The sequence below is a fragment of the Paenibacillus xylanexedens genome, assembly GCF_001908275.1.
Lineage (GTDB): Bacteria > Bacillota > Bacilli > Paenibacillales > Paenibacillaceae > Paenibacillus > Paenibacillus xylanexedens_A.
On record NZ_CP018620.1, the window covers coordinates 2,431,796 to 2,454,066 of the forward strand.

The window sequence follows — 22,271 nt, forward strand, 5'->3', positions numbered from 1 at the left end:
AGGGAGACATCATATATGAATGGAACATTGCAGATTCGGGATCACTTGTTAAATGAATTGGAAACAGGCGTACGGACGGGGGCTTCGTTAATTCGCTTGATCCGTTCGGAGGATTGGTCGTATCGTCCACAGGAGAATATGCGTTCATTGGTGGAGCTAGTGCATCACTTTATCCAGATCACGGCATCGGATCTTGCCATTATGCAGGAAAAAGGTGAAGCTGAGGTTGGGCTGGTAGAGAATAGCCTATCGGGGACCCAGGATATCGAGAAGCTTGAAGCAACGTTATGGAGCAATTTCGAATCCTACAAAGCCTATATTACGGGATTGAGCGAAGACGACTTTTTGAATCGTTCAACAAAAGCTTTTTATATGGAGCATGGTCACTTGCAGGTTCAATGGCAGATTGAAACGGTAACGCATGTATTCCATCACCGTTCGCAGCTGTATAACTATCTCAAGCAGCAGGGCCATGAACTGAACTTTTTCATGCTGTATGCGTAATTAAACCTGTAATATTAAAGTAAGCTTAGTTGGCTTCACCGGATGGTCCGGTGGGGCTTTTTTTGCGAACATTCGTCTATCAATCTATGAAGTCTATCAAAATTGGACATTATGACGCTGGTAATTCACCGTTGCTTTAATAGATTTCAAGCATAGAATACCGTATCAAAGCAAAAGGAGGTGATTTCAAATGGCCATCCTTTTACCGCAACAGATTTACAACCTGGCTGCAAGTGTGGGTAAGTCCTACTACGAGGATCTGACTGGAGGAACCAATGCCAGCATTACGGTTAACAACTTTGGTCCGTTCGCAGTTGATTTGGTTGTTACTCGTGTGAATGCACCAGTGATCACGTATTTGATCCCTGCCGGCAACAGCCTTACACTGTCTGTAGACTTGCTGCTCGTAGCTGCGTTATTGACTAGTGCAGCTGGTGCATCTACAGGTACGATTCAGATTGCAACATCTGATTTCTAATGATGTAATGCTCTCGTTGAACCTCTGTCGGACATCTTGTCGGCAGGGGTTTTTCTTTTTTTATGTGGAACCTTCTGGATTGAAAGTGATATTATACTAGAGTCTTATTATTTGATTAATAGGTTGTTATAAGAATGAATTTCTTATACAGCGAGAGAAAGGGAGATTTGATGTTTAGAAAGATGTTCATCTGCATTTTGGGGGTAACCTTAGGATTGTCTGTAATCTTGTCACCACATGTTGCTCAGGCGGCGACTGAGATGACCACCCTGGAGTATGGCAATGGGGCTACATATTATGGAGAGACCAAAAATGGAAAACCTCACGGGAATGGAACCATGACCTGGGGGAAAACAAAAACTTATAAAGGAAGCTGGGCACAGGGAAAACGTTCGGGACATGGTGTTTATAAAGTTATAACACGCGGTGAGGACAGAATTACAGAGTCCAAGTATGATGGGAACTGGAGGAATGACAAAAAGGATGGTAAAGGTAAACTTCAGGTTAACGAAATAGCATTGACTGGAGATATGCTGGAATCGCGAATCCAAACAGGGACATTTGCAAAAGATCAGTGGATTGCAGGCTATGATGTACGAAATGGAGAATATGATCCGCCATATTCGTTTCTTTACAAAGATTCGAAATTGAGACTCGAAATTTGGGGAGATATCGGAAATATTTTGAATGGATTAAAGAATAACTATTTTTTCTTGTTTACATATCAAAAGGGAAAAGTATATAAAAGTGTTGGTGTTGGAGATGAGTATAATCCCAAGCAATTTAGTTCCTTCATAAAAAGTGTAGAGAAAGAGATCAAGCCTCACATCAATCAATTTGAGGAATTGGCTAAGCAATTATAAGTGTAATTAGAAGGTATGAACGTATACAGATTATAAATGTTGTTTATCCTGACGGTCATTCGATTAATTTAAGGTATAGGCGGCACGCAGATTGGTGTTGGCATACAGGAGGTTAGTGGATGATGAACAGAACAATCTTATTTGAAACGGAACGGTTGGAATGTGCGACTTGGAACGAAGGAGATCGTGCGCTGGCGTTTGCATTGTGGGGCGATCATGAGGTTGCCAAATGGATTAGCAGCAAGGGATTTCTGAGTGAGGATGAAGTAGAAGCGCGATTAACACAGGAGATTCAAAGGCAGAAGGAAGCAGGAGTGCAATATTGGCCCCTTTTTGAGAAAGAGTCGGAGGTGTTTGTCGGTTGCTGTGGCCTGCGTCCGTATTCTCCAGAAGAGGAGATCTATGAATTGGGATTTCATCTAACCCGGGATCACTGGGGCAAAGGGTATGCGCAGGAAGCGGCACGGGCGGTAATTGGTTATGCCTTTGACAAAATGAACGTGAAGGCACTGTTTGCCGGGCATCATCCGGATAATGAAGTGTCACGTCACATCTTGATCAAGCTGGGATTTGAGTATACAGGTGATGAACGTTATGAACCAACAGGAAAGATGCATCCATCCTATGTGCTGCGAAAATAAGAAACCCCGACCAATGAAGGACAGGGATTGGGTGAGTCTTGATCCGAATACCATGTTTTTCTCAATGGGCACAGATGAGATTGAGGGCATCTGGGTTCCTCTTTCTTATAGAACAAGTTCATTCGAAACAATCCGATGTGCGGTGACGATTTGCCCAGTGCTGTCTTTTCCCCACACTGAAATTTCAGTTGATGCAGCTGCGCCTCCACCCGTTGTGAATACATATTCGTATCCATCCAGGTTGGCATAGTAGGTTTGAGAGAAGACTTGCCCGGGGGTCAGATTAACGGATTGCAGCACATATAAGGTCCTCGTTCCATTCAGGAAATAACCTTCAATGAGTACATTGGACGTATTGATGGAATCGGTGTTGACCATTTTGATGGTGACTTGTTGTGTAGGCCTGCTGCCACCGGAGAGATTGTTCTCGATCGGGCCTGTAGAAAGGACTGCCATAGGTTCATCTCCTTTTTTATGAATGTCTTTTCCTGAGAAAAGCTAGAATAGCATATGTTAGAATTGGCAAAAGCGTTTGGACAGAGAGATAGATGTACTGACTGAAAAGAAGGCACTCAAATTTCTGTCCAGAGGGGATATATGTTTTCATGTTTTTTTATTTCGCTTTCAGCTTCTATTAAGGTAGAAGAGGTATGATAGGTCTTGTAAACCCCTTCTCGTGTTAAATAGATGTGTGACTGACCCCGCCGGACGCCGGTGGGGTATTTTTTTGTTTGATTTTCATATAAACAAAACTAAACAAAATAAATAAAAGGTTATTTCTGTGTTTGTCATTGACTATCAAAGATAAACAAAGGTATAATGAATGTGAAATAAAGAACTTACTATGTACGTGGCAAGCCATTTGATTTTCAATATAAGGAGAGATTGATCATGAACGTGACCCTTACCAATGAAACAAAGCAGGCTGCAGGTTTCCATATCCCATTTGTCCGTGAGATGGCTGAGATTACACAACATATGTGGAAAAATGGCTGGGATGAGCGCAATGGCGGTAATGTCAGTTATCTGCTGGAGGAAGAGGAAGTCGCCCAATATATCGATATCCATCATGTGATTCGCAAGATCAAACCGGCATTTTCGGTGCAGGAGCTGGCAGGCAAGTATGTTATCGTGACCGCATCGGGCAAATATTTTAAAAATGTACTCGCTGATCCTGAGAGCAACCTGGGGTTGCTGCGTGTATCGCAAGATGGTCAGGATCTGGAAGTGCTCTGGGGATTGAAGTCGGGGGCAAACCCAACAAGTGAGTTACCTACACATTTCATGAGCCATATTGAACGTTTGAAATTGGACCCGAACCACCGGGTTGTCATGCACAACCATGCCACTCATGTATTGGCCATGACGTTTATCCACGAATTGGATGAGGCAAAATTTACGAAGACCCTCTGGCAGATGTGCACGGAGTGTGTGGTTGTATTCCCGGATGGAATTGGCATTATCCCATGGATGATTCCTGGATCGAACGAGATTGGCCGCGAAACGGCTGAGAAAATGAAAGAATACCACGCGGTCATCTGGCCGCAGCATGGCATATTCGGAACAGGTACAACGATTGACGAGGCTTTTGGTCTGATTGAGACGATTGAGAAGGCAGCCCAGGTGTTTATGCTGGTTGCTGGTCACGAGATCCGGCAGAGAATTACGGATGAGCAGCTGACCACACTGGCACAAGCGTTTGGTGTTACCCCTCGTCCCGGCATACTGGACGTGAAGGTGTAACGAATTAATCCGAGGTTAACAACAATTGAAAGTTTGATCTGACGCGTAGTGATTCTGATTGAGAATATTGATTCGTTATATACAGGAAGTGGTCTTTGGTTCACTGAACCAAAGGCCATTTTCTGTTTTTCGGCTAACAAACGTCGTTTTGGTTCAAAATAGTTCAAAATACTAAACAAGAATGGCTTTGTTATCGATTATTGAATCGTAGAATGCATTATCACGCGCTGGCGAAATTCGGGTGAAATGACGTATTGTCAACGGCTCTGCGATTTTGCATAATAACAATGCTTCACAGATGAGAGACGGAAGGAAGTTATGATCATGCTTGGCAAAATGAAGAGAATCTTAATAGGCAAGCCCATGAAATCGGCTGAACTGGATGGAGAAAAATTGGGGAAATGGAAGGCACTCGCCATCCTGTCCTCGGATGCCCTATCGTCCGTTGCCTACGGTACGGAACAGATTTTGCTGGTACTCGTTGCGGCCGGATTCGCCGCCCTGTGGTACTCCGTTCCGATTTCCATCGCCGTGCTGGGATTACTCGTCATTTTAATTTTTTCTTATCGCCAGACGATATTTGCTTATCCAACAGGGGGCGGCGCTTATATCGTAGCCAAGGATAACCTGGGTACAACATCCAGTCTGATTGCCGGAGGATCTCTGCTGGTCGATTATATTCTGACCGTTGCAGTAAGTTCATCCGCAGGTACGGATGCGATTACGTCGGCTTTTCCTATGCTGCATGACTACAGTGTTGTGATTGCTCTGATTATGATTGTTTTTCTAACCATTATGAATTTGCGGGGAGTGACGGAGTCAGCGTCTGTGCTGGCGATCCCCATCTATCTGTTTATCTTTTCGATTGCGATCCTGATTATCTCGGGCGGAATCAAATTTCTTGCCGGGGGGATGGAAGCAGCTGCACCAGAATTCGGAACTAGTCTATCCCATGTGAGTATGTTTCTGTTATTAAAAGCATTCAGCTCCGGTTGTTCGGCCTTGACTGGCGTGGAAGCGGTAAGTAACGCGATCCCGAACTTCAAGCAGCCTGCCGAGAAAAATGCCGCGGGTACATTACTGCTCATGGGTTGTATATTGGGAGCTATGTTCATCGGCATCACCTTACTGGCTTATGGGTACGGAGTGAAGCCTGATCCCAAAGCAACGGTCATTTCCCAGATTGCTGAAGCGACGTTTGGCAGGGGCACGATGTATTTTATCATCCAGGGTGTAACGGCACTGATCCTGTTCTTGGCAGCCAACACAGCATATTCCGCTTTTCCGCTGTTATCCTTCATGATGGCAAAGGATAAATACATGCCGCATGCATTTATGGTCAGAGGAGACCGCCTTGGTTTCTCAAACGGGATCATTTTCCTCAGTGTGATGTCTGCGCTGCTGGTGGTCGGGTTCAAAGGGAATACGGAAAGCCTGATTCCGCTCTATGCGGTAGGGGTGTTCATTCCATTTACCCTGTCACAGCTCGGTATGATGATTCGCTGGATCAAAGTCAAGCCGTCTGGCTGGCAGATGAAGTTGCTGGTCAATACCGTCGGTATGCTGACCACATTATCGATTACCCTGATCTTTATTTTCACCAAGTTCACACAGACATGGGTCATCTTTATCTTTTTGCCGCTCGTTGTTTATGTGTTCATGCGTATTCACCGTCATTATTGCAACATTGCCGATGAGCTGCGAATTGACATTCAGATGGAAAAACCAGCCCACAAAGGCAATACCATTATTATTCCTGTCGCAGGCATTACCCGGGTCGTCATGAATACGATCAGTTATGCGCAGACGATGTCGGATCACGTGGTCGCGCTGTATATTGGATTCGATGATGAGGCCATACGCAAGATGGAGCAGAAGTGGGAAGAGTGGAATCCAGGTGTTCGTCTGGTCGTGATCAAATCGAGATACCGCAGCATTATGGGGCCGCTGAAGAAATTCATTGATACCGTAGAGTGGAAAACGGCCGAGACCGATCACATCACCGTATTGATTCCGCAATTCATCACCAAGCACTGGTGGCAAAATGTACTGCATAACCAGACCAGCTTCATGATCCGGGCTTATCTGATCAATTACAAAGACGTGATTGTCACCACGGTGCCATATCATCTTAATCGTTAACTCGAACGGTTCAACGCTTCACCCCGTTTGGAAGATTTACAGATTATTGTAAAATGAGTCGCGTTCTTTAATAGGTATACGTTCATATTCCATTTACACATCGAACCGCAAGGATATCTCCAAAAAGGAGAGTTCTTGCGGTTTTTTTGTCGTGAAATCCGGTCTGGATACCGCTTTCGAATGGATACACATTTGCGTAAAGTCCCTTGTCCATGATTAACGTTACGTTGATTCAGAATGAATTTTGCTGTGACATTCGACTCTTACACTAGATAACGTGGTGCTGAAGTTGATGTAACATTCCACACACACTGAATGCGTGAAACAAGGGGGAAGAAAATCCGATGAGTGAGCTTGATAACCGGATCAGCTTGCCCGCCGCCAAACGGCGCGTATCCGGTACGAGTGAGCGACGGACAGCCTCGCTGCGTGTGCAGCGAATGCGGGAGAATCTGCTGGCCTATGGTTTCCTGGCACCATCGCTGCTTTTGTTTGCAGTGTTTCTGTTTTACCCGATGTTTAAGTCCGTGTATCTCAGTCTGCATTCCACAGATCCGACGGGGCAGATTGCGGCTTATGTAGGACTGGATAACTTCAAGGCGGTGTTCCAATCAGGACTGTTTATGCAAGGGATGAAAGTGACATTACTATTTGTCCTGTTTACAGTGCCTACGGGTATGTTGGCTGCTCTGATTCTGGCTGCACTGACCCACAATAGGTTCAAGGGAATGCGTGTGTTCCAATTTGTATTCTCTCTGCCCGTGGTGTTATCCGTGGGTTCGTCAGCAGTCATCTGGAAGTTTCTGTTCCATCCGACCCTGGGCATGCTGAATTATCTGCTTGGCAAAGTAGGCATTGATCCAATTCCTTGGCTTACCAGCCCGGATTGGGCATTGATCTCGATCTCCATCATGACAATCTGGATGAACCTTGGATTCAATTACATTATTCTATCTAGTGGTTTGGCAGGCATCCCGGATGAGATCTACGAGAGCGCCAAGATTGACGGTGCAGGACCATTGCTGACGTTTCGCAAAATTTCGATGCCGCTACTGTCACCAACGCTATTCTTTGTCACGGTTGTATCGATCATTGGTGCTTTTCAATCGTTCGGTCAGATCAACATTCTAACCCGGGGTGGTCCGATGGACAGTACAAATGTTTTTGTATATTCCATCTATCAGGAAGCCTTTGTTAATTTCCGCTTTGGTACAGGTAGTGCACAGGCACTGATTCTGTTCGTGGTGATTATGTTGCTGACCCTGATCCAGTTCAAATGGGTAGAAAGGAAAGTGCATTACCAATGAGTGCGACATGGACCAAAACGCTGTTGTATGTATTACTGACGATCTGTGCAGCACTTGTGTTGTATCCGGTGATGTACACCTTTTTCATGGCCGTCATGACGCCGGAAGATGCTAGCGCTTATCCGCCGCATATCATTCCAAATTCAATCGATCTGTCCAACTTTAGCGAAGTATTTGATATTGTTCCGATCGGTCGATTTATCGGCAATACCTTTCTTGTCGCAGGACTGACAACGCTTGGTCAATTGATTACAGCCAGTATGGCAGCCTATGCTTTTGCGAAAATGCAGTTCAAAGGCAAAAACGTCATCTTCAGCATGTTTGTCGCAACGATGATGATTCCATGGGAAGTGACGATGATCCCCAACTACCTGACAGTTCGCAGTTGGGGCTGGCTAGATAGTTACCAGGGGCTTACCGTGCCGTTTCTGGCAACGGCGTTTGGTACATTCCTGCTAAGACAGTTCTTCATGCAACTACCCAAGGAACTGTTCGAGGCAGCGAGGATCGACGGTTGTGGTCATATTCGTTATTTCATATCGCATGTCTTGCCTTTGTCCCGTCCGGCACTTGGAACACTGGCAATCTATTCATTCTTAAGTATGTACAATTCGTATCTCTGGCCGCTGCTGGTGACAAATACACCGGAAATGAGAACCGCTCAGATCGGGATCTCGATGCTGGAGTTCCAGGAATCCACAGCGTGGAATCTGGTATTTGCCGGAACAGCAATGGTCATTCTACCATCCTTACTGTTATTGATTTTCGGGTTGAAACAGCTTGTCCGCGGAATGGCCGCAGGCGCGCTGAAGGGGTAAGGAGTAAGAAAGTTTTACAACTATTTAATTGAAGTGGAAGCTCTGAAGGTTTTGATCTAAAGATTTTAATTTAGAGGTTTTGAATTAAAGCTTGTATCTTCGGTTTTAGATACCAGGAGCGAACAAAATGAGGCTCGTGCTTCAAATAAAATGTTGAAATGAACGACGGTAGTAGTGGAGGGGACGAAATCGATTCTGAAGAAGCAAAGCGTTCGCCTTTATCCCCGGATTTTCCCCTTTGAGAGGGGGAGTGAGAAAAATCCGGGGATAACAGCGATCAAAAGAACGATTCGTCACCGTAACGGCCACACCGCGTCATCCCCAAGATTTTATTGTACGCGAGTCATATAAAAGGAGAGCGATTTCGTTTGAAAAAAAGAGGAACATTTGCATTAATGCTGGCTGCACTCATGTTGGTCATTTCCGCTTGCGGAACAAAAGCTGAAACAAGCAGCCCGGCAAGTGGAGCACAAGCAGAAGCAGCCGCAGCCGAAACAACACAATTGACGTGGTGGCATTCCATGTCTGGCGCAGGGGAGAAAGCCATTAACCAACTCGCTTCCGACTTTAACGCTAGCCATCCCGACATTCAGGTGAAACCCATCTATCAAGGGAAGTACGATGAGAGTCTGAATAAACTCAAAGCATCCATGGGCTCAGACAGCGGTCCTGACATTATCCAGGTCTATGAGATCGGTAGCAAGTTCATGATCGATTCGGGCATGATTACGCCAGTACAGCAGTTCATCGACAAGGATCAGTTCGACCTGTCCCAACTGGAGCCAAACATTATCAGATATTACACCATCGATGGCAAATTGAACGCGATGCCGTTTAACACATCCAACCCGATCCTGTACTACAACAAGGATATGTTCAAAGCAGCAGGTCTGGACCCGGAGAACCCGCCGAAGACATATGAAGAGTTTGAGCAAGCAGCAAAGGCATTGGCGAAAGACGGTAAGCCAGGTGCATCCATGGCGATCTACGGCTGGTTTATGGAACAGTTCTTCGCAAACCAGAATGCAGATTATGTAAACAATGGAAACGGAAGAACTGAAGCAGCTACAGAATCTCTGCTGAACTCCGAAGCTGGAGTGAAGACATTAACGTGGTGGAAAAAGATGATTGATGAGAAGACCCTCTCCAATCTGGGACGTAGCACAGACGATACAACAGCAGCATTTACCGCTCAGCAAATCGGTATGACCCTTGATTCAACAGCTGGCCTGCGTAAAATCGTAGAAGGTTCAGGTGGCAAGTTTGAACTGGGAACAGGCTTCCTGCCTCGTCCAGCGGATGCCAAAGAAGGCGGCGTTGTAGTGGGTGGAGCAAGCTTGTACATCATGAACAACAAATCAGAAGCGCAACAACAAGCGGCATGGGAATTCATCAAGTATTTGGCTACACCAGAGGTACAAGCGAACTGGAGTGTTGCGACAGGATACTTCCCTATTACGACAGCAGCCTACAATGAGCAAGTATTAAAGGATAATATGGCGAAGTACCCGCAATTCCAGACAGCAGTCGATCAATTGCACGCTTCCGCAGATTCGACAGCAACATCCGGGGCATTAATGGGTGTATTCCCGGAAGCCAGACAACTTGTCGAAGGAGCGATTGAAACGGTCCTGAATGGACAAGGTACACCACAGGAAGCATTGGATGCAGCAGCCAAACAAATTACAGACAAGATTGCGCAATATAACAGCACGGTGAAGAAATAATTGTAGGCTAATCTCGAAATAAAGATGCGGCGATCAATCCTGATCGTCGTATTGTTATGCCTGTGTCTTGAAATTCTATAAGACTTAAGTCTGTTTTTTTTGAGAAGGGATAGAAAGATGCTGTAAATAAGTGTCGAAATACGAAACGATCTATATCTTGTGTGTTAATTTATCTGACGTAAATGGTTTAATGTGCACATGAATATGACTCAAAAAGATCAAAAAGACATAATTTCGATTTTAAATTAGTCCTATTTAGCTTTAAAGAAGAGAAAATTATTTCTTTCTGTAATGTGTATGTTCTATTTTATTTCATAACGAAGAAATAATGTTTACACGAGTCTGTTATTCAGTTATCTTATATTTGAACTAATGTACAAGGTGTCTGAACAAATGATTGAAAATTCAAAACATGGGGGTAGGAAAAAGATGCAAAGTAAGCAAATAAAGAGTTGGCTCAGGTTATTCTTAGCTGTGGTCCTGCTGATTACGGGTGCAATTCCGGCTGGATTGTTCAGCAGTAAGGCAGCCGCTGCGGATGAGCCGCTAACAGTTGCAGAGGCGCTCGCTCTTGGTTCGGATGATTCAACCGCCACTGTTGAAGGTTATGTTGTCGGGACCTACAGCAACGGTCCAAGTGTAAATTTGAATCCACCCTTTACTGTAGACACTAATTTTGCAATTGCTGATAGTCCAACCGAAACAAATCTTAGTAAGATGATGCCTGTTCAAGTACCCACAACTGCTCCTCGCAGCACGTTCGGACTACAAAGCAATCCCTCCTTATATCAATCCAAAGTACGTATTAACAACGGTACGTTATCTCAATATTTCACTTCTAAAGGTATACGATCCGTTACATCAACAACTTTTCAACTGATTGATGATACACCGGAAACGGAAGTGGCTAATGTCACAGCTAATCCGTCCCCAGGGGCCGTTCCGTCAGGAACACAGGTTACTTTGGGAACAACTACAGTTGGTGCTGCCGTATACTACAAGTTAAATGATGAAAATGCGTTTCTTCCTTACACAGTTCCCATCACGGTGAATGATGCTATGCACATTGAAGCTTATGCACATAAAGAGGGCTTACTGGATAGTGCAATTGCTTTATTTAATTATACGATCGTTGACAATACTCCAATTTCAATCTCTGATGCCAGAAACAAGCCTGAAAACTCTCCGGTTACCGTTCAAGGGATTGTAACCTACCGAGAGGAATCCGGAGGAATGGCGAATCTATATATTCAGGATGAGAATGCTGGAATCGTCATTCGTGGTACAGATTCATCCGTTGAGCCAGGTGACCGGATTGAAGCGTATGGTCCGCTCACCATTTATAACGGTCTACTCCAGGTAGAGAAGGATAAAGCAGGATTTCCAGGCGGTTATATTAAGATCTTGGATAAAACACAAGAAATTCCTGAACCGCTTACGTTGACATCCAAAGACTTTGAGCCTGCTGAAGGCGGAGGCAAGGGTACGGGCGGCATCTATGAAGGGATGCTTGTCGAAGTCAATGGGGTCACAGTGACAAGAAGTAGCAGTTCCACCTTTTTTGCGACAGATGTGGATGGTCGAGAGATCACGATCTATGCCAAAAATAGCCCCACTGCACTGGCAGTAGGCAAAACATACGAAAAAGTGACAGGCGTCTTGACTTATCACACAAGCTATGGTCTCGAATTAATCCCACGCACAGCAGCGGATGTTGTCGAAAATCTGCTGTCTGTTACAGCTAGTGTTCCTTCAGGGGGGATTGTGAAAGGATCTACGGTGACTTTATCCTCACCAATGGCGGGAGCAGAAATTTATTATACGGTTAATGGCACTAACCCTACACCAACATCTACGCGGTACACTGGGCCGATTAAAGTAGATGAAGATACTGCTATTAAAGCTATTGCAGTGTCTGGTGGGAATACAAGTATTGTATATACCTATACTTACAAGGTTCTTCAGGAACTGAACAATCTTAGAATCCACGATATTCAAGGGGCCACCCATAACTCTTTGTACGATGGTTTGGCTGTGCAAAATGTGGAAGGCATTGTGACTCATGTTGTAAATGCAACTTCCTTCTACATGCAGGAGATTCCTGGCATGGAAGATAACGATGACAGAACATCTGAAGGTATTCTGGTCTATAAGTCTGCTCATGGAATGACAGTAGGTAACAAGGTGAGCGTATCTGGACAGGTGAAAGAATATGCAACAGCAACAACGGAGCTGGCGATAACGGAAATTGTAGCTACAATAATTACGGTTGAAGACAGTAATAAAGATCTACCTGAACCTGTGGTTTTGGGTGCTAATGGTCGAATGATTCCTACCGTAATTGATTCCGATCAATTCGGCGAGTTTAATCCGGATAAGGATGCCATTGACTTTTATGAGAGTCTTGAAGGGATGAGGGTGAAACTCGATAATGCTACCATTATCGGTCCGTATTCCAGTGAACCTGGTCTCGCTGTTGTTGTAGATAATGGTCCGAACAATCCGTTGCGCACTCCTGCGGGCGGTGTCATTCTGACAGGGGATGGTGCAGAGCCTTTTGAGAGTTCACTTAATCCGCAACGGCTGTTCATCAATAAAAAACCATCCCAAGCCGTCAAAACGGGAGACAAGCTAGGTGGCTCCATTAAAGGGGTTATGACATACTCCAATGGGAATTTTAAAGTGATTCCTGAAGGTAATCTTCCAGCAATCACACCGAGTCCCCTTGTACAAGCAATAACAAAAATTCAACCCACCGATGACAAATTGACGATTGCAACTTTCAATGTAGAGAATTTCAGTCAAAAGGATGCGGCTAGAGCTGTTAAAATTGGCGGCATTGTCGTCAATAATCTGAAAAATCCAGATATTATCGGCATTATGGAAGTGCAAGATAATGATGGAGCAACAGACAGTGGAGCAACAGCTGCAGATGCTAGTTTCCAAACCCTAATTGATGCCATTGCAACTAAAGGTGGTCCTGCGTATAAATACACAGATATCGCTCCGGAAAATAACAAGGATGGCGGAGCACCAGGTGCCAATATTCGTGTAGGGTTTCTGTATAATGAATCACGTGTGTCCCTGAAGCAAGGGATTAAAGGAAGTGCGACAACAGCAATTCAGGTAGACGCTGACGGAAGCTTATCCAATAATCCGGGTCGTATTGCACCAGGGGATGAGGCTTTCGCCAGCTCCCGCAAACCACTCGCCGCTGAATTCGAATTCAATGGTGAACGTGTAGTGGTGATTGCCAACCACTTCAATTCCAAAGGCGGAGACCTGAAACCTTTTGGAAGCATACAACCTGCGACTCGAAGCAGTGAAGTTCAACGTGCGAAGCAAGCTGCGTTGGTGAATGGGTTTGTGAAAGAGTTACTGAACAAAGACCCTGAGGTGAATGTCGCTGTTCTTGGTGATTTCAATGACTTCCAATTCTCAAATACATTGAACATTGTTGAAGGTAATGAACTGGACAACCTGGTAAACGAACTACCAGAAAATCAGCGTTACTCCTACATCTATGATGGAAACTCTCAGACACTGGATCACATTTTGGTGAGTAAAAATCTAACTGAGACAGCAGCTATCGAAGTGGTACATGTGAATGCCGATTTTGAGACAGCGGATGGACGGGTGAGCGACCATGATCCACTACTCGCACAATTAAGTATTGGAGATTTAGTGGAAGAAGGGGACTTCAACCTGCGCGTACTGCACACGAATGATACGCATGCGCATCTGGATAACATCCCGCGCCGAGTAACGGCAATTAAGGAAGCGCGCAATGATAATACCCTGGTGCTGGATGCAGGGGACGTATTCTCTGGTACATTGTACTTCAATCTGTTTAACGGTCTGGCTGATCTGGAGTTCATGAACATGATCGGATATGATGCCATGACCTTTGGTAACCATGAGTTTGATAAAGGTCCAAGCATGCTGAAAGCATTTATTGAAAAAGCAGAGTTCCCGTTTGTAAGTGCTAATATTGATTATTCAAAGGATGCGAGTTTGAGTGGTTTGTACAACAATAGCATCGGTGATCCGGGTGAGAAAGCCGAAATCTATCCGGCGATTATTACGGAAGTGAATGGTGAGCGAGTCGGTATTTTCGGACTGACAACACCGGACACGGTATCTCTTTCTTCACCAGGAGATGACTTGAAGTTTGTAAATTATAAGGCAAGTGCACAAGCAACTGTACAAATGCTGCAAAATGAAGGTATTAATAAAATCATTGCTTTGACTCACCTGGGCTACTCTGAGGATCTGAAATTAGCTGAAGCCGTAGAAGGAATCGACATTGTGGTAGGTGGTCATTCACACACCATTCTGAAAGAACCGATTGTTGTGGGCAGCCAAGATGAGCCAACATTGGTTGTGCAAACCGGGGAATATGACGTTTCTCTTGGTCAATTGGACGTTACGTTTGATGAAGCGGGTATATTGAAAAAGTGGAACGGCAAATTACTGAGTCTAGATGCGAAAGATGCTGCCAACCAATTCATCTATGCTGATGATGTGGAAGCCGCAAACAAGTTGAAAGAATATGCTCCTCAGTTGGAACAGTTCAAGAAAACCGTTATTGGTAAAACAAATGTGTTCCTGGATGGAGAACGTGGCACTGTGCGGAAACAGGAAACCAATTTAGGAAACCTGATGACAGACGGTATGCTGGAGAAAGTGAAATCCATTGTGGAGGAAAACGACGTCAAAGGATACGTCGCGATCCAGAACGGCGGTGGCATTCGTGCTTCATTCCAGACAGGTGATATTACGCTGGGCAATCTCCTGACTGTGATGCCATTCGCTAATAATCTGTCTGCGTTGAAAATGACAGGCAAGGAAATCACAGCCGCGCTGGAAAATGGTGTTAGTGGTGTGGAAACGGGAGAAGGACGTTTTCCGCAAGTGGCAGGCATGCGGTTCTACTACGATTCCACGAAACCAGGCGAGAAAATTGATGCAACAACCAACACCGTAACCCAAGTTGGTCAACGTATGGTCAAAGTTCAGATTAAGAATGCAGATGGTACGTACACGGATATCGATCCGAATGGGTATTATCTCGTCGCTACCAATTCATTCATGGCTAACGGTGGAGACTTCTATCGTGCTATGAGAATGGCGAAAGATGATAATCGATTCTACGAATTAAATCTGGTCGATTATGAAATCTTCCATGAACATCTGGACCGTGTAGGTACAGTTGATCAAAAGACGGAAGGACGTAGTACGGATCTGAAGGGAGCGCCACTTCCGGGGGACGGTAATGGAAGCAATCCTGGTAATGGTGGCGGCAATAATGGAAGTAATCCGGGCAGTGGTAACAGTGGTGGAGGTTCTACAACACCTACTACGCCTGTAACCCCAACTACACCGACTACACCAACCAATCCTACGAACCCAACTACGCCAACCGTTCCGGGTAATGGAGGAAATCCTAATCCAACAACTCCGGTTGTGGACCTGAAGGACATTGGAAATCACTGGGCAGCAGCTGCCATTGAACAGGCCATTTCCCGGGGAATTGTGAACGGATATCAGGATGGTAATTTCCGTCCGAATGCACCAGCGACACGCGCCGAATTCATTGTTATGTTGGGAAGAGCATTTGAACTTCCAGCCAGCAACAAGGCATTGACGTTTAAGGATGCTGCTGGGATACCTGCATGGGCACAATCCTTTATTGCTCAGGCAGTGGATCAAGGCATCATTAGTGGGTACACGGATGATACGTTCCGTTCATCGGGCAAAGTATCGCGGGTAGAGATGACGGTTATGCTCGTCAGAGCACTCGATCTTCCGGTACAATCCAATCCGGCACTGAGTTTTGCGGATGCAGATAAAGTACCTGCCTGGGCCATTCCATATATCGCGGCTGCATATGATGCAGGGCTGGTAAAGGGAACAGGCAAGAACATGTTTAACCCCCTCGCCGAGGCAACCCGTGCTGAAGTTGTAACCCTGTTGATGTCAGCAAGCGAGTTGAAAAAGTAATAAAACGTATGATATAGACGGTGTAAACAGCTTGCAGACTTCCATCTGCAAGCTGTTTTTTTTACTAGGGCGTGTCTGAAAACTCCGAAGGAAGTAGATTTTGCCGAATTTTCGTTCCAAGCAAGGAAGTTTTCTGCAGGCGTGCCGGGGCAGGTCAAGGGAAAGTGACGCAGCAGGGGGCTAAAAGGCGGTGAAAGATGCACTTCAGCGAGTTTTGAGATACGCCCAATTAATGCCTGTTAATTTTCACCAAGTGAAGGTATAGTAGACAGGATTATATTGAAGGAGTGTTGACGAAATGCAAGATCAACCCGTTTTAATCGCCCTATTTGCAATAGCGGCAGGAATTTTTAGTTTGCTCGGTGGTATCAACAATTGGGACTGGTTTATGAAGAGTTTTAGAGCAGGGATTTTTGTAAAGACCATTGGACGGCAGGGCGCAAGAGTGGTATATGGTATTCTCGGTGTTGTCATGATTGCCATTGGTGTACTATTGTTGCTGATTGGTAAAGTGTAGGAATAGAAAAGAAAAGAAAAGAGAAGAATTTGCAGAGCCTGAGTACATAATTCAGTTTTACAGCCTTTAATGTAGAAGGTAACGATTAGTACGTTTAGCTTTATGCTTGAGATTTTCGAGGTTAGTTCGGGTGTGGAGATTAGCATTTTAAAATGTCTTGAAGCCCAAGCCTTTATACCCTGGGGAAAGGGAGCAATTTTCCAAGGAACTCAGGACGCCTTATTTCGCCTTCAGCTCTTCTTTTTACAAAGTAAGGAACATCAGACACGTTATTTACTGGAATCCCTGACAAAAACACTGCAAACGACTGTTTTATTCTGATATAACGTGTCTCAGGTTCTTTAGATTTCTGGAATTACTTCATATCCTTGAATAAGACGTCTCCGATTCGTTAGCGCTTGTGTTTGCTCTGCTCCAACCGTGAGTGAGTAGCTGACTACTATCCTATCCAGAGCGAAGCTTTTCATTAAAAGGGAGAAAATCCACTTTAACGGCACTTCAGGTAAACTCGGGCTTTCATTAGGTTTGAAGACATTCCCAAGTAACAGTTACACTCAAAAAGACCACCGAAAATTTTCGGTGGTCTTTTTACCAAATTCAGGTTTAATCATCTCAATCTGGTTTAATTATCTTTTAAATCTTCAATAGAGTTGATGTCCATATAGGCTGGTACAACCAGGCCCGTTTTGGCACCGTCCATATTCGGACCCAGATCATCGATCTGATCCTTGTACTTGTTGTAATAATCTGCTGAAGTAAGTGGTAACCATGCGGCTGGTGTAGCATCTACATCACCGTTGGCGATGCCGGTCCACATTGGACCGATTTCAACTTGAAGGGAAGTCACATTGTAACCGAGTTTTTCCTTCAGAACATACTCCAGCAAGTTGGTACTTGCAATTTCGGAGTCCCACGCCACATAACTTAGTTTGATGGGTTCACCATTCACCGGGGTCAGACCTTTAGTCCACTCAGCTACTTGGTCACTATGCTTCTCTGCATAAGCTGCAGCAGCTTGTTGAGCATCTTCTCCATTTTGAATAGCTACCATAATTTCACCCATATCTTCAGCTGTCCACGAGAAGCGATCCAGGAATTCATAAGCGACAGGTTTGTCTTCCTTTAACCCTTTACGGGCAATGGTATGAATCTGTTCGGCTTCACCGTAGACGCCTTCCGGATCCTCCAGGTATTTCAGGTCATATGCGTTGAACATCCAATGCGGTGTCCAACCGGTAACGATAACCGGTTCCTTATTCTTAACAGCTTTATCCAGCGTAGCTGTCATTGCGGCTCCTGAACCTTCAACCAGTTTCCAGTCAGACAAACCGTATTTCTCAATGGCACTTGCTGTGGATTTCATAATTCCAGCACCTGGATCGATACCGATAATTTGATGATTCACTTCATTTCCCACATTAGCACTTGCCGATGGAGTGGAAGAAGCTGCACCGGTCTCCAGATCTGCAATCGAGTTTACTTCAGTCATGTACTTAGGAACCACGAGGCCTGTACGTACACCTGTCATATTAGCCCCCAGATCATCCACCTGGTCTTTGTAACGTTCCCAGTAGTCTGCGTGTGTCAATGGCAGCCAAGCTGCTGGAGAGGCATCTACGTCGCCTGAGGCAACACCCGTCCACATTGGTCCGGCTTCGACTTGCAGAGCGTTAACTTTATAACCCAATTTGTTTTCCATCACATATTTCAGCAAGTTTGTACTTGCGATTTCGGAATCCCAAGCCACATAGCTGAGTTTGAATGCATCACCGTTCACTGGAGTCACACCTTTGGTCCACTCAGCAATCTGATCGGCATGTTTCTCCGCATAAGCTTTAGCTGCTTCTTCTGCGGATGTGCCATCCTGGATAGCAGTCATCATTTCACCCATTTCATCCGATGTCCATTGGAAACGGGACAGGAATTCAAACGCAACAGGGTGATCTTCTTTCAGACCTTTACGGGCGATGGTATGAATTTCTTCAGCATCACCGAAAGATTTCTCAGGGTCTTCCAGATATTTTAGATCATATTTGTTGAACATCCAGTGTGGAGTCCAACCTGTAATAATGATTGGATCTTCATTTTTGATCGCTTTGTCTAGCGTGGCCGTCATGGCTGCACCAGAGCCTTCAATCAGAGTCCAGTCAGTTAATTTATAGTCTTCGATCGCTTTTGCAGCAGACTTCATAATACCAGCCCCTGGATCGATACCAATAATCTGATAGTTCACTTCTTGACCTACAGCATTGGCTGCTGAATTGTTGCCACCAGCCGAAGTTGTGCCACCAACGAAGTATTGTGAGAAACCAGCTACAAGCACAAGGAATGTTGCCGCAGCAGTGATCCATGCTTTTTGCTTGGCTGTAATGCGTGAGGTCTTTTTACGACCTGGCATAAATACATTTTGTGTAAAACGGTCCAGTACAATCGCGAGTACAACAACGGCCAGACCGGCTTCGAAACCTTTACCGATTTGAAGCTGTGTTACAGCACGATAGACTTCCGCACCAATACCTTGTGCACCGATCATGGATGCAATAACAACCATGGACAGTGATAGCATGATGGTCTGGTTAATACCGGACATCACGGTAGGCAAAGCGAGTGGAAGCTGTACTTTGAACAACTTTTGCATGGAAGTTGAGCCGAATGCATCAGCTGCTTCAACCAATTCGCCAGATACCTGTCTGATACCCAGGTGAGTCAGACGAATCGTTGGCGGAATCGCAAATATAACAGAAGCGATAACACCTGGAACGACACCTAGACTAAAGAATGTGACCGCAGGCAGCAAGTAGACAAATGCAGGCATCGTCTGCATGAAGTCAAGGAGCGGTGTAATGATCCGCGCCGCAGTTTTACTGTATGCGAGCCAGATTCCGACAGGTACACCAAGCAGGATCGAAACCAATCCTGAAGTGATAACCAGACCGAGTGTGTCCATCGATTGGGACCAGTATCCCAAGTTATCTACGAGCAAGAACCCGATAACCGTAAATAGTGTCAGTGGGAGTCGTCCTACGAGGAACGCAAGAACACCCAATATGGCAATGAACAGGAGTGGATGGGGCAGCATGAACAGCCCGGAGAAAAATCCAACTACTGCCTGAATAACAATAGAGATTACATTAAACAATCCGGAGAGCGAGGAGCTCATCCAGTCAACGATGGATTCAATCCACGATGCTAGTGGTATTTTGGGAATCATTCGCAAGTTCCTCCTTTACTGCAACTTCACCGCTAAGTGCACCCAGCAGGGCACCGCGGACGATAACACCTTGCAGACGGCCATTCTCACCAACAACAGCGAGCGGCACATGGGCAGAACTTACAATCTCGAACAATTCATGGATCAGGGTCTCAGGCGACACCGTCGGCCCGTCCGTGATCAGAATGTCGTTCAATAATTTGTTTTCGCGCATAGCACGAGTTGCATCTTCAGCTGTAATAACACCCAGCAGTTTGATCGAACGGTCAATGACAAACAGGTTGGAAATACCACGTTCGCGCATTAATTCGAGGGCAACACGAGGACCACGATCAAGCGTAATTGTTTCAGGGCGACGCATTACGTGAGATGCTGTAAGGACCTTGGACAGATCCACGTCTTCGACGAAGCGGGCCACATATGAGTTGGCCGGTTGAATCATGATTTCTTCCGGTGTACCGATCTGCACAACTGCGCCGTCTTTCATGAGGGCAATACGATCGCCGATGCGCAGCGCTTCGTCCAAGTCATGGGTAATGAAAATAATGGTCTTTTTCATTTTATCCTGAAGCTCGATCAACTCATCTTGCATATCACGGCGAATCAATGGATCAAGTGCACTGAAGGCTTCATCCATTAGCAGTACTTCCGGGTCATTGGCAAGTGCACGCGCCAAGCCGACACGTTGCTGCATCCCGCCACTGAGTTCATCTGGCATTTTGTCTTCCCAGCCCTTAAGGCCAACCAGCTCAAGTGAGGTTTTTGCCTTCTCCCGGCGTACTTCCTTATCTACTTTTTGTATTTCCAATCCATACTCCACATTATCAAGAACGGTACGGTGCGGGAACAACGCAAACTTCTGGAAGACCATGCTGATCGTTTTCCGGCGCACTTCGCGCAATTGTTCTTTGTTCATCTTGCGTAGATCCTTACCATGAACCAGAATTTCTCCGGATGTTGGTTCAATCAGACGATTGAACATCCGAACCAGTGTGGATTTACCACTCCCGGACAGTCCCATAATAACGAAAATCTCGCCTTCTTTAATGTCCATGTTGACCCGGTTGACACCAACCGTTATCTGTTTTTCTTTGGCCAACTTTTCTTTACCCCAACCTTGCTCCAGTAATTGCAGACCTTGCTCGGTTTGGGGGCCAAACAATTTACTTACGTTTTTCACTTCAAGTATGGTCATGTTTTCACCCCTTCTGATGTGTTGTGCACTTCGAACGGCTTTCAGCATCCATAAGCCCATACACTTATGCGCCCAGCCACGAAATCCGGTAGTTGCTGCTTCGCTTCCCGTCTTTCTGGGTAACGTTTTTAAGTCTAACAATACTTAACCAGTATATCAACCGAATAAACAGTACATAATGTTTGTACAGTAAAAACTGTACAAAGTTTTCCTTTCATATGCTCCATCATTCTCCTTATTCTGGCTAATAAGGCAGCTTTACATTTGACATTGCTTTTCCTACAATAGAAAATGAGCTGAATTGAAGCTGAATTTTTTGGTTAAAAGATAGTCATAGGCAATTGTAGCCTGGTAAAGTTCCCATTTTCATACATTGGGTGAATGAAAGCCCTCTGGCATATATGATGTCCGGCCGAGTGCTTTCCCATGTAAGCAGGACTTTTAAAGTGTTGCAATTATTTCGCCAAAGACTGTGGAATGTTCAGAATGGAGGTTGCAAGCATGGGCTTGGACCATTTACAAGAGGAACAGCAGGCAACCGTGCTGAAGATTCGTAAGCGCGTCATTGAAGCCATTGGACGTAATATGGATCTTTACGGCGTTACGCTGTCGACGGGACACTTATATGGATTGCTATTTTTTGCAGACAAACCAATGACCCTTGACGATATGGGACGGGAAATGGAAATGAGCAAAACGAGTATGAGTACAGGTGTACGAACACTGCTGGATTTGAAAATGGTAAATAAAGTGTGGAGCAAGGGCTCCAGAAAAGACCTATATGAAGTGGAATACGACTGGCATCAGACGTTTACGGATTATTTTGCGATTAAATGGAGAAAAGCCGTGGAGAGTAACCTTCAGATTCTACGCAAATCAATTGAAGAACTGAATCGGTTAGTCGAAGGTCTGGATGAGCAGGCAGACGCTGAACTTATCCACATTCTGATGGAAGACAAACACAAAGTTTTGCAAGCGGAAGCATATTACAAATGGTTGGATCGGTTGATTGATACCATGGAAAATGAAGAGATATACAAGCTGGTTCCGAAGGAAGAGATTAAGGAACATTCATAATTACATGCAAAGGGCCCTTTCCGTTATAGGAGAGGGCCCTTTGCA

The 22,271-nt window shown here is 45.2% G+C and carries 15 protein-coding genes; 12 read left to right on the top strand and 3 right to left on the bottom strand.

Annotation, left to right across the window (positions count from 1 at the left end):
* The first annotated feature begins 15 nt into the window (after positions 1 to 15).
* The 4 genes from BS614_RS10620 to BS614_RS10635 all read left to right on the top strand — a co-directional run bounded on the left by BS614_RS10620 (position 16) and on the right by BS614_RS10635 (position 2,486).
* Positions 16 to 504, top strand: a complete 489-nt coding sequence (locus tag BS614_RS10620; RefSeq protein ID WP_074093953.1) for a DinB family protein — start codon at positions 16 to 18, stop codon at positions 502 to 504.
* A gap of 190 nt (positions 505 to 694) precedes the next feature.
* Positions 695 to 982 (top strand): hypothetical protein, encoded by a 288-nt coding sequence (locus BS614_RS10625; protein ID WP_074093954.1) that lies wholly within the window; start codon positions 695 to 697, stop codon positions 980 to 982.
* A 170-nt stretch (positions 983 to 1,152) separates the two neighbouring features.
* Entirely contained in the window at positions 1,153 to 1,845 is a 693-nt protein-coding gene (locus tag BS614_RS10630; protein WP_074093955.1) for an MORN repeat-containing protein, read from the top strand.
* A gap of 119 nt (positions 1,846 to 1,964) precedes the next feature.
* Entirely contained in the window at positions 1,965 to 2,486 is a 522-nt protein-coding gene (locus BS614_RS10635; RefSeq protein ID WP_083657414.1) for a GNAT family N-acetyltransferase, read from the top strand.
* Positions 2,487 to 2,591: 105 nt separating this feature from the next.
* Here BS614_RS10635 and BS614_RS10640 read toward each other — a convergent pair whose 3' ends face one another.
* The gene (locus BS614_RS10640; protein WP_036611232.1) at positions 2,592 to 2,942 is read right to left on the bottom strand and encodes a hypothetical protein; all 351 of its coding nucleotides are present in this window, start codon (positions 2,940 to 2,942) and stop codon (positions 2,592 to 2,594) included.
* Between the two features lie 435 nt (positions 2,943 to 3,377).
* Here BS614_RS10640 and rhaD point away from each other — a divergent pair, with 435 nt between their 5' ends.
* The 7 genes from rhaD to BS614_RS10675 all read left to right on the top strand — a co-directional run bounded on the left by rhaD (position 3,378) and on the right by BS614_RS10675 (position 16,743).
* Positions 3,378 to 4,229, top strand: coding sequence for a rhamnulose-1-phosphate aldolase (rhaD, locus tag BS614_RS10645; protein ID WP_074093956.1), 852 nt, complete (start codon positions 3,378 to 3,380; stop codon positions 4,227 to 4,229).
* 324 nt (positions 4,230 to 4,553) lie between these two features.
* On the top strand, positions 4,554 to 6,371 hold the full coding sequence (locus BS614_RS10650; RefSeq protein ID WP_074093957.1) for an APC family permease: 1,818 nt from the start codon (positions 4,554 to 4,556) through the stop codon (positions 6,369 to 6,371).
* 344 nt (positions 6,372 to 6,715) lie between these two features.
* Positions 6,716 to 7,678 carry a carbohydrate ABC transporter permease gene (locus BS614_RS10655; RefSeq protein WP_074093958.1) on the top strand — a complete coding sequence of 321 codons (963 nt, stop codon included), beginning with the start codon at positions 6,716 to 6,718 and terminating at the stop codon, positions 7,676 to 7,678.
* A complete protein-coding gene (locus BS614_RS10660; RefSeq protein WP_036669010.1) occupies positions 7,675 to 8,496 on the top strand; it encodes a carbohydrate ABC transporter permease in 822 nt (273 codons plus the stop codon). The genes BS614_RS10655 and BS614_RS10660 overlap by 4 nt, the downstream gene beginning before the upstream one ends.
* A 368-nt stretch (positions 8,497 to 8,864) precedes the next feature.
* Positions 8,865 to 10,223 (top strand): ABC transporter substrate-binding protein, encoded by a 1,359-nt coding sequence (locus tag BS614_RS10665; protein ID WP_133386752.1) that lies wholly within the window; start codon positions 8,865 to 8,867, stop codon positions 10,221 to 10,223.
* Positions 10,224 to 10,652: 429 nt separating this feature from the next.
* The gene (locus BS614_RS10670) at positions 10,653 to 16,226 is read left to right on the top strand and encodes an S-layer homology domain-containing protein (RefSeq protein ID WP_074093959.1); all 5,574 of its coding nucleotides are present in this window, start codon (positions 10,653 to 10,655) and stop codon (positions 16,224 to 16,226) included.
* A gap of 298 nt (positions 16,227 to 16,524) precedes the next feature.
* On the top strand, positions 16,525 to 16,743 hold the full coding sequence (locus BS614_RS10675) for an immunity 17 family protein (RefSeq protein WP_017690054.1): 219 nt from the start codon (positions 16,525 to 16,527) through the stop codon (positions 16,741 to 16,743).
* A gap of 622 nt (positions 16,744 to 17,365) precedes the next feature.
* Here BS614_RS10675 and BS614_RS10685 read toward each other — a convergent pair.
* Together BS614_RS10685 and BS614_RS10690 are read right to left on the bottom strand one after the other, a co-directional pair.
* Positions 17,366 to 19,954, bottom strand: coding sequence for a glycine betaine ABC transporter substrate-binding protein (locus BS614_RS10685; RefSeq protein WP_074093961.1), 2,589 nt, complete (start codon positions 19,952 to 19,954; stop codon positions 17,366 to 17,368).
* The gene (locus tag BS614_RS10690; protein WP_074093962.1) at positions 19,920 to 21,149 is read right to left on the bottom strand and encodes a quaternary amine ABC transporter ATP-binding protein; all 1,230 of its coding nucleotides are present in this window, start codon (positions 21,147 to 21,149) and stop codon (positions 19,920 to 19,922) included. The genes BS614_RS10685 and BS614_RS10690 overlap by 35 nt, the downstream gene beginning before the upstream one ends.
* Positions 21,150 to 21,650: 501 nt before the next feature.
* Between BS614_RS10690 and BS614_RS10695 the strand changes: the two genes are divergently transcribed.
* Positions 21,651 to 22,226 (top strand): GbsR/MarR family transcriptional regulator, encoded by a 576-nt coding sequence (locus BS614_RS10695; RefSeq protein ID WP_036611216.1) that lies wholly within the window; start codon positions 21,651 to 21,653, stop codon positions 22,224 to 22,226.
* The last annotated feature ends 45 nt before the right edge of the window (positions 22,227 to 22,271 follow it).